The 14,238-nt window shown below is 27.9% G+C and carries 14 protein-coding genes; 4 read left to right on the forward strand and 10 right to left on the reverse strand.

The annotated features are described in order from the left end of the window. Positions 1–30: 30 nt before the first annotated feature. Genes BLV71_RS11525 through BLV71_RS11535 form a run of 3 tightly spaced genes read right to left on the reverse strand, consistent with a single transcriptional unit; the run spans position 31 to position 1,432 of the window. Positions 31–504: a DUF6428 family protein gene (locus BLV71_RS11525; RefSeq protein WP_093870694.1), complete on the reverse strand. Its 474-nt coding sequence runs from the start codon at positions 502–504 to the stop codon at positions 31–33. A gap of 31 nt (positions 505–535) precedes the next feature. Continuing rightward, entirely contained in the window at positions 536–865 is a 330-nt protein-coding gene (locus BLV71_RS11530; protein WP_093870695.1) for an ArsR/SmtB family transcription factor, read from the reverse strand. A 57-nt stretch (positions 866–922) separates the two neighbouring features. Then, complete coding sequence (locus BLV71_RS11535; protein ID WP_093870696.1) at positions 923–1,432, reverse strand: flavodoxin family protein; 510 nt, start codon at positions 1,430–1,432, stop codon at positions 923–925. 146 nt (positions 1,433–1,578) lie between these two features. Between BLV71_RS11535 and BLV71_RS11540 the strand changes: the two genes are divergently transcribed. From BLV71_RS11540 to BLV71_RS11555, 4 genes are read left to right on the forward strand one after another with little or no spacing between them, the layout of a single operon-like run. After that, a complete protein-coding gene (locus BLV71_RS11540; protein WP_093870697.1) occupies positions 1,579–2,433 on the forward strand; it encodes a PPK2 family polyphosphate kinase in 855 nt (284 codons plus the stop codon). Between the two features lie 37 nt (positions 2,434–2,470). Next, entirely contained in the window at positions 2,471–3,298 is an 828-nt protein-coding gene (locus BLV71_RS11545) for a 3'-5' exonuclease (RefSeq protein ID WP_093870698.1), read from the forward strand. Between the two features lie 18 nt (positions 3,299–3,316). Next, a complete protein-coding gene (locus BLV71_RS11550) occupies positions 3,317–3,802 on the forward strand; it encodes an ABC transporter ATPase (protein ID WP_093870699.1) in 486 nt (161 codons plus the stop codon). Between the two features lie 37 nt (positions 3,803–3,839). After that, positions 3,840–6,758 carry a glycoside hydrolase family 3 N-terminal domain-containing protein gene (locus tag BLV71_RS11555; RefSeq protein WP_093870700.1) on the forward strand — a complete coding sequence of 973 codons (2,919 nt, stop codon included), beginning with the start codon at positions 3,840–3,842 and terminating at the stop codon, positions 6,756–6,758. Here the strand turns inward: BLV71_RS11555 and BLV71_RS11560 are convergent. The 7 genes from BLV71_RS11560 to BLV71_RS18595 form a co-directional block, all read right to left on the reverse strand. Beyond that, positions 6,745–7,788, reverse strand: coding sequence for a lysophospholipid acyltransferase family protein (locus tag BLV71_RS11560; protein WP_093870701.1), 1,044 nt, complete (start codon positions 7,786–7,788; stop codon positions 6,745–6,747). The two genes, BLV71_RS11555 and BLV71_RS11560, sit on opposite strands and share 14 nt — an antisense overlap. Beyond that, a complete protein-coding gene (locus BLV71_RS11565) occupies positions 7,788–8,705 on the reverse strand; it encodes a bile acid:sodium symporter family protein (RefSeq protein WP_093870702.1) in 918 nt (305 codons plus the stop codon). Before BLV71_RS11565 ends, BLV71_RS11560 begins: the two co-directional genes overlap by 1 nt. After that, a complete protein-coding gene (locus tag BLV71_RS11570; protein ID WP_093872015.1) occupies positions 8,689–9,330 on the reverse strand; it encodes a DUF4159 domain-containing protein in 642 nt (213 codons plus the stop codon). The genes BLV71_RS11565 and BLV71_RS11570 overlap by 17 nt, the downstream gene beginning before the upstream one ends. Before the next feature lie 490 nt (positions 9,331–9,820). Beyond that, positions 9,821–10,891 (reverse strand): helix-turn-helix domain-containing protein, encoded by a 1,071-nt coding sequence (locus tag BLV71_RS11575; RefSeq protein WP_093870703.1) that lies wholly within the window; start codon positions 10,889–10,891, stop codon positions 9,821–9,823. A gap of 142 nt (positions 10,892–11,033) precedes the next feature. Further along, complete coding sequence (locus BLV71_RS11580; protein ID WP_093870704.1) at positions 11,034–11,744, reverse strand: 16S rRNA (uracil(1498)-N(3))-methyltransferase; 711 nt, start codon at positions 11,742–11,744, stop codon at positions 11,034–11,036. Then, a complete protein-coding gene (locus tag BLV71_RS11585) occupies positions 11,744–12,862 on the reverse strand; it encodes a GNAT family N-acetyltransferase (protein ID WP_093870705.1) in 1,119 nt (372 codons plus the stop codon). Before BLV71_RS11585 ends, BLV71_RS11580 begins: the two co-directional genes overlap by 1 nt. A gap of 23 nt (positions 12,863–12,885) precedes the next feature. Next, positions 12,886–14,238 carry a transporter gene (locus tag BLV71_RS18595; RefSeq protein ID WP_176974393.1) on the reverse strand — a complete coding sequence of 451 codons (1,353 nt, stop codon included), beginning with the start codon at positions 14,236–14,238 and terminating at the stop codon, positions 12,886–12,888.

Here is a 14,238-nt window from a genome sequence, read left to right on the forward strand (position 1 = left end):
TTTTATTTTAAAATAACGGCATTTTTATATTTAGCAACAACCACTAGTTGGATCACAAGAAGATGTTTGTTTGTTTAAATCCGATAGGCTAACCTTAGGTTTCTTATTGGAAGTAATACCACATTGATCTTCAGCTAAACAAGCTGTTGCTTTATTAACTAGTAAAAAGTTTTTACTATTAAAATCTAAAGCATATTTACCAATAGTATCACCTTGATATTCTACTTCAATTTCTAAATCTTCAATACCTAAAGTTTTTTCTGATAACTCAATAATGTGAGTTAATTTTTCTGGGTGCAAACGATGGTCATAATCATCCTTGTTCCAAAGTTGAAAATTAACAACTTCTTCTTTTCTAACAGTTCCTCCGCAATCAATAAAGTGTTTACTTACTTTACCTACTTCAGTAACATGAAAGTGAGAAGGAACAAGGCTACCATCAGGTAATTCAAACGCAATAGTTTCTAATTTTTGAAGATGTTTTTTTATTTCTGAAAGTTTCATAGTGTTATGATTTTCTATTAAATTATTATTGTTAACAGCAATTGTTATTTTTGTTTTCTTGTGAAAAAATACTTAATAATTTTTCTTGTATAATTGGCCAGTTTTCTTGATCAATACAATAGCAAACACTAGTACCTTCAATATTGCCTTTAATGATTCCTGTATTTTTCAGTTCCTTTAAATGCTGTGATATGGTAGGTTGAGCTAAGCCAATTTCGTTTACTAAATCCCCGCAAATACATGATTTTATTTTTAAAATATGTTGAATTATTGCTATTCGAGCTGGATGCCCTAAAACTTTAGCGATTTTTGCAATATCATTTTGCTCTTCTGTAAATATTTCAGATTTAGTAAGGCCCATTTAATTGATTATTATATTGCAATATTACGATTAACAATTGTGTTTTAAAATTTTTAATTAAAATAATTTTCTAAAAGTGTCGATGTTATCTTTTGCTTCAATAGTAATATTAGTTCCATCTTCTGTAAACCAAGCATGCGTGTCTCCAAGGTAGTTCATACCTAAATAATTTGCGCTTTCAATAAAAGGCATAGTAAAACCTTGCTTTAAGTCGTTAGCACCAGAGTTACTAATCATAGCCATGTTTTTACCTCTCATTTTACGTCCTAACTCTTTCTTATAATGTAAAAGGTCAGACATCCTATCAAAAAAATCTTTTAAAATACCACTCATACTGTACCAATATACTGGTGTAGCAAACACAATAGTGTCGTATTTATTAATAATATCTTCTAGTAAAGGGATAAAATCATCTTCCTTGTTTTTGAATTCGTAATCAAATGGGCCTATGTTTTTGGTTTTTAGGTCGATAATGTCAAAATTTTCATCCTTGTTTAAATAATTAATTACTGTATTAGTATTACCGTAACTTTTTGAACTTCCTTGAATTATAATAGTTTTTTTCATGTGTTAAGTTTTGAATGGTTAAAATTCAAGAATAAAAACGAAAAATAATAATAAGAGTAATTGAATTAATTGATAAAAACCAAGATAAAATCAATCATTAAACGCAGTAATTTTAGTACATTTATAGTATAATTACTATTTTTTTTATGAACGTAGAACACTATAAGGTTTCCAAAGAAATTAAATTAAGTACTTTAAGTACAAAAGAAGTAAAAGAAGATGCTAAAAAGGAGCTTAAAAAACTTCGAAAAAAAATTAGTGAATTACAGGATACTATGTATGCAGAAGGTAAATATGGTGTTTTGATATGTTTACAAGGAATGGATACTTCAGGAAAAGATAGTTTAATACGAGAAGTTTTTAAAGATGTTAATGCCCGAGGGGTAGAGGTACATAGTTTTAAAGTACCTACTGAATTGGAGTTAAAACATGATTTTTTATGGAGGCACTATATAGCACTTCCAGCTAAAGGAAAAATAGGTGTATTTAATCGTACTCATTATGAAAATGTATTGGTTACAAGAGTACACCCTGAGTATGTGTTTTCAGAAAGTATTCCTACGGTAAAGAATTTAGAAGATTTAAATGATGATTTTTACCATTCAAGAATGGATAGAATAAATCAATTTGAAAAGCATTTAGAAGAAAATGGAACTGTAGTTTTGAAATTCTTTTTAAATCTATCAAAAGATGAACAAAAGAATAGGTTATTACGACGTTTAAATATTCCGGAAAAGAATTGGAAATTTTCTGCAGGAGATTTAAAAGAACGTAAATTATGGGATAAATATCAGGAGTGCTATGAAGATGTTTTAAATAGAACATCAACAAATTATGCGCCTTGGTATGTTGTTCCTGCTGATGATAAACCAACTGCAAGGTATATTGTAGCAAAAGTTTTATTAGAAGAGCTACAACAATATAATTTTAAAGAGCCTACTTTATCACAAAAGGTGATAGATCAAATTGATGAATTTAAGGCACAATTAAATAACGAATAAATAAAAAGCTTTTATAAGCTTAACACAATAAAAATAAATGGAATTAAATTTAAAAAAACCAATTGTATTTTTCGATTTAGAAACTACAGGAATAAGTATTGCAACAGATAGAATTGTTGAAATATCAATATTAAAAGTTTTTCCAAATGGAAATAAAGAAAGTAAAACATGGTTGGTAAACCCAGAAATTGAAATACCAGAAGCATCAACCGCTATTCATGGAATTACAAATGAGAAAGTAGTTACTGAACCAACTTTTAAAGATTTATCTGTAAAAATTAACGAAATGATTGAAGGTTGTGATTTGGCAGGATTCAATTCTAACCGATTTGACATTCCTTTATTAGCTGAAGAGCTGATGAGAGTTGGAATTGATTTTGATATGACTAATAGAAAGGCTATTGATGTTCAAGTTATATTTCATAAAAAAGAACAAAGAACATTAAGTGCAGGGTATAAATTTTATTGTGGTAAAGATTTAGAAGGTGCTCATTCTGCTGAAGCTGATACCTTAGCAACCTATGAAATTTTATTAGCGCAACTAAGTAAATATGATGATATAGGAAACACTGTAGAAGAATTAAGTGAGTTTTCTTCTCATACACAACGTGCAGATTTTGCTGGTTTTATTTTATTCAATGACGACAAGCAAGAAATTTTTTCTTTTGGTAAATACAAAGGGCGTTTAGTAGAGGATGTGTTAAAAGAAAATCCTGGATATAATTCCTGGATACAAAATGCAGATTTTCCTTTATACACTAAAAAGGTTTTACGACAAATAAAAGAAAGAATGACTGCACCTGTTAAAACAATGTCTGATGATGAAAAATTAAAAGCATTACAGGCAAAGTTTAATATGAAGTAATTAATAATACCAAAGAAAATGTTTATAGAATATAAAAATTTACCTGACCATTCAAGAGTTTGGATATATCAAGCAGATAGAGAGTTTACTCAAGAAGAAATAGAATTAATAAGTGCTAAAGCTTTATTGTTTATTGATAATTGGACACGACACGGAGATGACTTAAAAGGATCGTTTACAATAAAATATAGTCAGTTTTTAGTACTAGCAGTTGACGAAGGTTTTAATAACGTTTCGGGATGTTCTATAGATTCTTCTGTACATTTTGTTCAAGAAATTGAAAAAGAATTAAATATTGATTTAATGGACAAAATGAATATTTCTTTTAAAGATGGAGAAAATATTAATATAGTTAAGTTGTCTGATTTTAAGAAGTTTGTAGACGATAAAAAAATAACTTCAAATACTATAGTATTCAACAATATGATAAATACAAAAGAAGATTTTGAAACAAAATGGGAAGTACCTGCAAACGAAAGTTGGCATAAACGATTTTTGGTATAACTATTGAGTTTAATAAAAGAGTATTTATAGTTGAAGTATGAAGAGAAAAGTAGTTTTATTTGTTTTAGTAATTATTGCAAACTTGGTAAATGGACAAGAATTAGATCCATTAGAATCAAAAAATAAAGAAGCACAAACCATTTGGGTAGATAGCATATTGAAATCAATGTCTATTGATGAAAAAATAGGGCAGCTATTTATGATTCAGGCGTATTCCAATAGAAACGATGAGCATGAGAAGTATATTAAAAATATGCTTACAAAATATCATGTTGGTAATTTGATTTTTATGCAAGGAACTCCTGAAAAACAAGTGTTACTAAATAACAAATATCAGGCTACAGCTAAAGTGCCTTTATTGATAGGCTTTGATGGTGAATGGGGATTAGATATGCGTTTAAAAAAAGCGTATCGTTTTCCTTGGAATATGACCTTAGGAGCAATAACAGATAATAAGTTATTAGAAGAAACAGGTAAAAGGATAGGAGAGCATTGTAAAAGAGTAGGTATTCATATAAATTTCGCACCAGTTGTTGATATAAATACAAATCCAAATAATCCTATTATTGGTAATCGTTCATTTGGAGAAAGTAAAGAAAACGTAACAGAAAAAGCAATAGCATTTACTAAAGGAATGCAAAGTGTTGGTGTGTTAGCAAATGCAAAGCATTTTCCTGGGCATGGTGATACAGCTACAGATTCGCATAAAACACTTCCAACTGTAAATTTTACAGAGCAACGTTTAGACTCTATTGAGTTATATCCGTATAAAAAGATGTTTAAAGCTGGTGTTTCTAGTGTTATGGTTGCTCATTTAAGCATGCCTCAATTAGAGCAAAATATTGAATTACCATCTTCGCTATCAAAAACAATAGTAACCGATTTATTACAAACTAAATTAGGGTTTAAGGGGTTGGTTATTACTGATGGCTTAAATATGAAAGGTGCAGCCAATTACAATACTCCAGCTTCAATAAATTTAGCTACTTTTTTAGCAGGGAATGATTTGTTGTTGATTCCTCAAGACATTCCAGGGACCATAAATTTATTTAAAGAAGCTATTTTAAAAAATGAGCTAACTGAAGAAAGAATTAACCATTCTGTAAGTAAAATTTTAAAGGCAAAATTTTTAGCTGGATTAGCTAATTATAAACCGATATCTATAGATAGTTTAAAACAAGACTTGCATAGGCCAAAAGATAATGTTTTGCATAGGAGATTAATAAAAAAAGCAATTACTGTTGTAAAAAATGATACTGAAAACTTACCTATACAAAACCTTGAAACCAAAAAAATAGCATATGTTTCTTTAGGAAATGCAAAAGGAAATGACTTTTTTAAAATGCTTAAAAATTATGCTAAAGTTGATCAAGTTTCTGATAAACATTTAAGTGTTTTGAATCAAAAATTGAAAAAATACACAACAGTAATAGTAGGGTTTCATAAATCAAATAAACATCCATGGAAAGGGTATAAATTTACAAACAAAGAGTTAGTATGGCTACAAGAAATTTCTCGTAATAATAATGTAATATTAACTGTATTTGCGAGTCCTTATAGCTTGTTAAAGGTAAAGTCATTTACAAACATTAAAACGGTAGTAGTCTCTTATCAGAACAGTAAATTATCTCAAGAGTTAACAGCCCAAGCTTTATTTGGAGCTTTTAAAATACAAGGTAAATTACCAGTGAGTATTCATGATACTTTTAAAGTAGGTGAAGGGATTGTAGTAAATGATCTAGATGTTTTAGAGTATACTATTCCTGAAGAAGTAGGTGTTTCTTCTGAGAAGTTAAAGATTATTGACAAAAGAATAGATACTATTTTAAAGAAAAGAATGGCACCAGGTGGTCAAGTTTTAATAGCTCGAAATGGAAAAGTTTTTTACCATAAAAGTTTTGGTTACCATACACTTTCTAAAAAAAGAAAAGTAAAGAAAACCGATATATATGATTTAGCGTCGTTAACAAAAATATTAGCATCGTTACCTATGATTATGAAGGCTGAAGAAGATAAGAAAATTAGTCTTTTTTCTAGTTTAGGAGATGTATTGCCTAGGTATTCTAAGTCTAACAAAGATACATTATTGTTAAAAGAAATACTGTCTCATTATGGACGATTACGTTCTTGGATTCCTTTTTATTTAGAAACTAAAGATTCAATTACTGGTGAAAACTCATTACAATATTATAGAAAAAGAAAGTCTAAAGAGTTTAATATAAAAGTTGCAAAGAACTTATATTTAGCAAAAAGTTATAGAGATACAATATATAAGCATATTGTAGATTCAGAACAAAGAGAAAGGCCTGGATATAAGTATAGTGACTTAGGGTACTACATATTTAAAGAGATTATTGAAAGAAAATATAAGAGACCGTTAAATAAATTAGCATATGAAATGTTTTATAGTTCTTTAGGGGCATATAGAATGACGTATTTACCACTTAAAAAGTTTAAAAAGAGCCAGATTGTACCTACGGAAAAAGATTCTTATTATAGAAATCAATTAGTGCATGGTTATGTTCATGATATGGGAGCAGCTATGTTAGGTGGTGTTGGTGGTCATGCAGGTTTATTTGCAAACGCTAATGATGTAGCTAAAATAATGCAAATGTACCTTCAGAAAGGAAGCTATGGGGGTAAGAAATATTTTGAAGAAGAAACAATTGAGAAGTTTAATAAAAGATATTATGCCCATAAAAAAGTAAGAAGAGGTTTAGGGTTTGATAAACCACAAATAAGACCTCAAGAAAAGCCAACTTGTGGATGTGTTTCTGATAAAAGTTTTGGACATAGTGGTTTTACAGGAACTTATACTTGGGCAGATCCTGAAAGTGGTATTTTGTATGTGTTTTTATCTAATAGGATATATCCAACAATGCGTAATAGAGGGCTTGTAAGAAGTAATATGCGTACAAAAATACAGCAAGATATACAAGACGCTATTCTGTATTAGTAGGGGATAGCTTTGCGTATGCAAGAATAATAAAGAAACTAATAATTAAATAAATTATAGCGATTTCTTTATTAAATATATAGTTAATAATTAAGCTTTGAAAAATATAAAAAAAAGGAAATAAGATAATATTAAAACCAAAACGAAACGTATCTAAAAATTCAATTTCATCTACTTTTTTAGAAGCAATTTTCCATAATGTATATGGAATAATACTATTTAATATAACTAAGAAAAGTAATGGTTTTAAATAGTTAAATGTACTTTTTGAATTATCGTTAATATTATTAGTATAATCTAAATTATTTATTTTATGAATTTCTGTAAAATCAACATTAGCTTTATTTAATTTAGTAAGTGTTTTTTCATAATTAGCATCATCTGGAATATGAACAGTTAGTTGTTTAAGCTGTTCAAGAACCTCTTTTTTTAAGTTTTTAGTTACTTCAAACCTATTCACCTCGTTCATACATGAGTTGGTTTCAATAGGAATACCAAAACTTAAAGCAATTTTTGAGGGGTATTTTGAAGAGTTTTGATAAGTAATACCAACTGGAACTACGTAAAGCTTTGTTTTTGGGTGTTTATCAAGTGTTTGAAATATAATTCGAGTAAAACCTTTACTTAATGGCCTAATTGATCTTTTACGATTATGACTCCCTTCAGGAAAAATAAGAAGTGTTTTGTTTTTTGATAATAACTGCTCACACTTGTTAAAAATGGCTTCATTTTTTGATAATTGTTTGATACCGTCTCTAATTCTATAAACTGGCATCATTCCTAATAGATCAAAAAAATATGCAACAATAGGTTTTTTAAATACAGCAGCTCTTACTAAAAAGTGAGTTTTACGTTTAATATGTGTTGCAATTAATATTGGGTCTATTAATCCATTTGGATGATTAGCCGTAAATAAAACAGCTCCATCTTTGGGAATGTTTTGACTACCATTTATTTTTATTTTTTTAGAATAAAAAAATAAACCGGTTTTAATAAAAAATTTAAAAGTATAATATAAAATAGTACGCATTATGTTTTCTTTTTTCTTCCCCAGTAGGTAGCTAATAACATTCCTGAAAAGATGTCCCAAACTCCCCAAAAAGCAGCAAGTAAAGCCATTCCTCCAAGGCCATCAAAAAAACTAAAAATAAGTAACAATCCTAAGCCACCATTTTGTATTCCAGTTTCTATTGAAATTGTTTTACAATCTTTGGTCGACAATTTAAACAATTTAGCTGTTGAGTATCCAATGAAATAAGCAAATAGATTATGAAAAATTACTAAGAATAAAACTAAATGTATGTGGTTTTTAAAAATATTAGCATTGTCATATAATGCAATTATTATTAATAAGAGAAATACGGAAACTGAAAACGGTTTTAAAACAATGTTTATTTTTTTTGCCATTTCTTTGTGATAATAGTTAACCAGCATTCCTAACAAAAGAGGGATGCCTAAAATGAGTAAAACAAGTTTTGTTAATTCGTAAGGGTTAAGGTTAACTGTTTTTAAAATAGCTTTAGTGGGAGGGTATAAACTACCCCATAAGTTTAAGTTAATAGGGGTTAAAGCAATACAAACCAAAGTAGCGAAAGCAGTTAAGCTAATTGATAATGCAGTATTCCCTTTTGCCATTTTACTGAAAAAATTAGATACATTACCTCCTGGACATGCGGCTATTAATATCATTCCTAAAGCAAAACTAGGATGAGGTTTTATAATAATAACTAGTAAAAATGTAAATAAAGGTAATAAAATGAATTGTGATAGTATTCCTACTAAAATAATTTTCGGGTTCTTAAATAGTCTTTTAAAATCGTCTATAGAGATATCTAATGATACACCAAACATAATGATAGCTAATGCTATATTTAGCATCCAGAGTGCTTCTGTGTCAAAATTTATTTGAATAGAATCTATTTGAAAAAGTTTAATGTTTAAAAGCATACTCAATAATATTAGCTCCCATTTTTAAAGCTTTTTCTCTTGTTTCTTTTGGGTTGTTATGTACAGGAGAATCCTCCCAACCATCATTTAAGTCACTTTCATAGTCATAAAACAAAACCAACCTGCCATTATGAAATAGTCCAAAACCTTGTGGCTTTTTTTTGTTATGCTCATGTATTTTAGGAAGCCCTTTTGGAAAAGAAAAAGTTTGATTGTAAATAGGATGGTTTAAAGGTATTTCTTGTAATTCACTTGTAGGAAAAACTTTTTTTAACTCCCTTCTGATATATTTATCTAAGCCATAATTATCTGAAATATGCAAAAAACCACCAGATGTAAGATAGTTTCTTAAGGTTTCAGAATCTTCGCTATTAAAAAAGATATTACCATGACCAGTTATAAAAATTATAGGGTAATTAAATAAAGCATTATCATTTAAAGAAACTGTTTGCGGTTCTTTGTCAATTGATGTTTTTGTGTAGGTATTTGTGTAGGTAATCAAATTTGGTAGAGCTGTTGGATTTGCATACCAGTCACCACCACCTTGATATTTCAAAATTGCTATCTGTTGAGCGTTAACAAAAAATGAAAAAAAGAATAAATAAATATATATGTTGCTTTTCACTAAAAGTATTTTAGTTGACAATATAATAAAACATAATTAAAAAACACCAGCTATAATAACTGGTGTTTTCTTTTTTCCCCTTAAGAAATTTAATATCATTAAAGCTTTCTATCTCAGAAATATAAAATTCAATTAATTTCACTACAATAATAATTGTTTTTTTTATTTGTAGAGTTCGAAAACGTCCAGAATGGGTGTTTTCGAACTAATTTTCGTGCTTTTTAAAAAATATTCATTGAATTAATTTAAATAAAAAACACCAACTATACATAGCTGGTGTTTAAGGTTTAAACCTTTTCTTTCTCATCGTTGAGCCTCTTAACTCAACAATATCTTTTAGAAATTATATTTAATAATAAAAAACCCCTTCAAAATTTTTGTATTTTAAATATTTATTTCTCTTAAATCAAATTTAGTGTATCTATTTATAAATTGAGTTCGAAAACGTCCAGATTAAGTGTTTTCGAACTAATTAAGTGTTAAAATCATCTTAAATAGCTAAAGAAGCTTTGTTTCGATAATTAAATGGAGTTAAACCTGTATGTTTTTTGAAAACGGTAAAAAAAGTTGATTTTGAATTAAATCCAGATTCAAGACCTATTGAGGCAATTGTATAATTTTGATATTCTGAATTAATTAATAAATTTTTAGCTTGCTCAATCCTCATTTCATTTAAATAATCAATAAAACTTTTATTTGCTATTGTATTGATTATAAGAGATAATGTACTAGGGCTAAAGTCAAAATCTTCTGAAAGGTTTTGTAATGTATACTTTGTAAGTAAAAATTTTTTTTCTGCTCTTATAAAACTATCTATCTTGAAAAAATATTCTTTATATTTTTCAAGTTGTTCATTAGAAATCGCTGTTTCAGTTGAGTTTAAATTAACTTCCTGTTTTGTTTCTGAAATTATAGGGTATGTTAAAAGAACTTCCCTTAGGTGTTGTCTTTCTTTTAAAACTCTAAGTTGTCTAAGTCCTTGGTAACCTAACCAATAAATTAATACGGTTGTATATATTCTTAAAGGGTAATAAGAAAACATAAACCCTTTGAAATTCATACTTACTTTAATTACTAATGCAGTAATCCATAAGATGTAGCCAACTGATGAAAGTTTGAAAAAAGTATTAATCCATTTTAAATTATCGTATGATAATATTTTTGGAAATAATTTTTCTCTTCTGTAAAGAATATAGAACGAATAGATAAAAAGGCTAATAGATATTGAGAAACTAATTATTTCTTCAATTGAAGTATAGCGTTCGTAAATAAAATCTTGATGCTCATTTGAATTAACAGCACTATAATATAACACAAAACTAACTTGTGCAACTATTGAAGAGATGAAAAGAGGAATTATAAGTTTAAGTAAGTTATAAGTTTTAGAAGTTATTTTTAAATAATTAATTAAAAACATATACAAAAAAGGCATAGCTAAAAAATGCCAAGGTATTTGAATATAATCTAAAGCGAACTTATGTTGAAATAACTTGTTTTCTAGGACCCATGACTGTATGTTGTTTAAAGAAATAGATAGGATAAGTAAATTTAAGTATAGCATACTTTTATCCTTGCCGTTTTTTGATGAAAACAGAATTATACTAAACGCAAACCCATGTAACGCGCTAATAAGTAAGAACAAATTAAAGAAATCTGATGTACTCAATGTTAGTTTTTAATTGAGTTAAATATACAAAAAAGAATTATTGATGTAAAAAACTAATTTGTTGTACTGCTGTTAATCCAGCTGTTTCTGTTCTTAATCTTGTGTTACCTAGGGTTATAGGAGTGAATTTTTGAGATAAAGATTTTTTAATTTCATCTGTGGAAAAATCACCTTCAGGACCAATTAGTATTGTATAACTTGAAGCTAAATCTATACCGTCTTTTAAAGTATTCTTTTTAGCGTCATCCTCACAATGAGCTATAAATAATTGACTTGAAAGTTTTTGTTGAATAAATTCAGAAAATTTAACTGGCTCATTTAGTTTAGGTAATTTATACTGCAATGATTGTTTCATAGCAGCTTGTATTATTTTAGCTAACCTTTCAGTTTTTACAACTTTCCTTTCAGAATTTTTACAAATAATAGGTGTGATTTCATCAATACCAATTTCTGTAGCCTTTTCAAGAAACCATTCTAAACGATCGTTGTTTTTTGTAGGAGCAATGGCAACATGGAGATAATAATTTCGTGAACTTTTTTTTTCTTCTTTTTTAATAATAGTTACAATACATTTCTTATCGCTGGCAATTACTATTTTTACAGTAAATAAATAGTGATTACCATTGGTTATGTAAAGTATATCACCTTCTTTTTTACGTAAAACACGAACTATATGTCTGCTCTCATCTTTATCAAAAGTGAATTGCTTTGTGTCTTCAGAAATATGTTGATTATAAAATAACTGCATTATAAATTAATTCTATAAGTTCTTCTTCTTTTATGAGTTTCTGGATTAAAATCTTTCCAAATTTTATGAATAGCTTCGTTTTCTTCTAATTCAGGAGTTCGAATACAGTTTTCAATATTTCTATCTGAAAAAGTTTCACAATATTGGCTAAATAAAATAGCAGTAACACCTTTATTTTGATAGTCAGGATGTACACCAATTAAATAAAAAGTAACATCTTTAGAGTTTTTTCTTGCGTTTAGTAAATGAAAAAGACCAAAAGGAAAGAGTTTACCTTTTGCTTTTTGAAGCGCTTCAGAAAAAGAGGGCATTACAATAGCAAAACCAACTAGTTTATGATTACTATCAATAACAAATTTTATATACTCAGGATTAATAAAACTGATGTATTTTTTTTTGAAATATGCTATTTGTTCATCAGAAATAGGAACGTAGGTTGAAAGTTTTGAATAGGTTTTACCAAATAAATCAAACATTTCATCTACATAAGGCATTATTTTTTTAGTAGAAGTGAAATTTAGTTGTTTTAAATTATATCGATTTTGAATTAAGTTACTTATTCTTTTATATTTTTTTGCATCAACATTTTTAAAAAGAAATTTATTTTCTAAATATTCTTTTTCTTTTTTAAAACCTAATTCTTCTAAATGAACTTTATAATAAGGATGGTTATACCATGTGATCATAGTACCAATATGATTAAAACCTTCTGTCAAAACACCTGTCTTGTCAAGATTATTAAAGCCAATTGGACCTTCTACGTATTCAAGCTTGTTTTTATATCCTATTTCTTTTACTTTATCTAATAAAGCTTTGCTAACATTGACATCATCAATAACATCATACCACCCAAACCGCATTTTTTTTAATCCTTGTTTCTCTACTTCATAAGTATTAATAATAGCTACAATTCGTCCAACTATTTTGTCGTTTTTTAATGCAATAAAAAATTGAGCATTAGCATGTTCAAAAACTGGGTTTTTTGTTTTATCAAAACTGGCTATTTCGTCATTTATTATTGGTGGTACCCAGTAAGGATTATCTTTATAAAGTGAAAAAGGAAATTTAACAAACTGTTTCATTTCCTTTTTAGTATTTATTTCTTTAATGGTAATCATATAAAGTGTATGATTTCTGTTTTTTAATTATCGTCTTCTTCTTTCTTTTTTTCTTTTTCTTCCTCTTTTTTTATTTCTTCTTCTAGTTCTTTTATTTCTTTTTCAAGTTTTAAACGTTCTTTAGCTTTACGTTCAGCTTCTTTTATTTTTTCCTTTTCCAGTTTTAAGCGTTCCTTTTCTTTACGTTTAATTTCTTTTTCTTTTTCTTTTTCTTGACGTCTCTTTTCTTTTTCTACCTTTTTTGCCGCCTTTTTTGCCGCTTTCTTTTCAGCTTTGCTAGCTTTCTTTTTATCCTTTTTGTCTTCTTTAGAAATAATATCGATTAACGATTTTTCTCGCTGTCTTCTAGGTTTTTCTGTTCTAATAGTAGAATTATCTTTATTAGGAGAAATATCTAAATCAACTTTTTGTTCTCGTTTTTTATCTTTTTTAAATAGTCTTTTAATCTTGCTAAATAACCTTCCAAAGAAACCTCTATTTTCATCATATTTTATTGGCTTATCTTCTTCTATTTTATTTCCAAATTCGTCAATTTCAGCAAAGGTATCAAAATGCCTGTCTAGCCTATATGAAACACCAATAGTTGAAGTAATACCTATTTCTTTTCTTTCAAAGTTAGCTCTTACAGAAGCATTAATTTGAAGATTTTTGTTAAATAAATAGGCAGCGCCACCTCCAATACTACTTTTGTTTTCATATTTTTCAAAAACACCTTGCATTTCAGCAAAACCAGACCAATAATCATTAAAATTATAGGTACCAGTAACAACATATGAGTATTCAGAAAATTCAGTACCTATGTTGTTGTAAAATAAATTAGTAACTACATTTAATTTATCGGAAAATTCATTTTGAAGTAAAACACCAACTCTAGGGCTCATTCCACCTTTCTCGTGATAATCATTTAAAAAATTACCAAAACTAAGTCCAGCATAAACACCAACATGAGGAATCCATCGCTTATAATCAAAAGAATGTCTGGCTTTCCAACTTCTAATTTCTTTAGTTTTATCATCATATTTAGGTGCATATACCAAATATTTTGCACCAATAGTAAATTCACTTAAACCAGTTTTGTTATATGACGATTCAAAAATATTTTTAAATGCTATTTTATCATTAGATAAAGAGGTGTTTAAATTCAATTCAAGTTTTTCATTAATGAAACTTGTTCTAAAAAATAAATTTAAACCAATAGATTGAGGGTTACTAAATGTTGCAGTTATTGGAACCTTTCTATAAAAAAGACTTGATTCAAGTTGATAAACTCCAGAACCTACACTATATGGGCTTTCTGATAACCCAGGTCTATTTGAGTTTATAACAGTGGTGTACTGTGCTTGTACAAAGGTTGTTGTACAAAAAATAAAAAACAA

It is taken from the genome of Tenacibaculum sp. MAR_2010_89, from assembly GCF_900105985.1.
Taxonomy (GTDB): Bacteria; Bacteroidota; Bacteroidia; order Flavobacteriales; family Flavobacteriaceae; genus Polaribacter; species Polaribacter halocynthiae.

What these genes read in the sequence shown, in the direction of transcription:
- BLV71_RS11545 (WP_093870698.1), top strand. Translation starts at nt 2,471, where the DNA reads ATGGAATTAAATTTAAAAAAACCAATTGTATTTTTCGATTTAGAAACT.
- BLV71_RS11540 (WP_093870697.1), top strand. Translation starts at nt 1,579, where the DNA reads ATGAACGTAGAACACTATAAGGTTTCCAAAGAAATTAAATTAAGTACT.
- BLV71_RS11585 (WP_093870705.1), bottom strand. Translation starts at nt 12,862, where the DNA reads ATGATTACCATTAAAGAAATAAATACTAAAAAGGAAATGAAACAGTTT.
- BLV71_RS11560 (WP_093870701.1), bottom strand. Translation starts at nt 7,788, where the DNA reads ATGCGTACTATTTTATATTATACTTTTAAATTTTTTATTAAAACCGGT.
- BLV71_RS11555 (WP_093870700.1), top strand. Translation starts at nt 3,840, where the DNA reads ATGAAGAGAAAAGTAGTTTTATTTGTTTTAGTAATTATTGCAAACTTG.
- BLV71_RS11525 (WP_093870694.1), bottom strand. Translation starts at nt 504, where the DNA reads ATGAAACTTTCAGAAATAAAAAAACATCTTCAAAAATTAGAAACTATT.
- BLV71_RS11580 (WP_093870704.1), bottom strand. Translation starts at nt 11,744, where the DNA reads ATGCAGTTATTTTATAATCAACATATTTCTGAAGACACAAAGCAATTC.
- BLV71_RS11565 (WP_093870702.1), bottom strand. Translation starts at nt 8,705, where the DNA reads ATGCTTTTAAACATTAAACTTTTTCAAATAGATTCTATTCAAATAAAT.
- BLV71_RS11530 (WP_093870695.1), bottom strand. Translation starts at nt 865, where the DNA reads ATGGGCCTTACTAAATCTGAAATATTTACAGAAGAGCAAAATGATATT.
- BLV71_RS11535 (WP_093870696.1), bottom strand. Translation starts at nt 1,432, where the DNA reads ATGAAAAAAACTATTATAATTCAAGGAAGTTCAAAAAGTTACGGTAAT.
- BLV71_RS11550 (WP_093870699.1), top strand. Translation starts at nt 3,317, where the DNA reads ATGTTTATAGAATATAAAAATTTACCTGACCATTCAAGAGTTTGGATA.
- BLV71_RS11575 (WP_093870703.1), bottom strand. Translation starts at nt 10,891, where the DNA reads ATGCTATACTTAAATTTACTTATCCTATCTATTTCTTTAAACAACATA.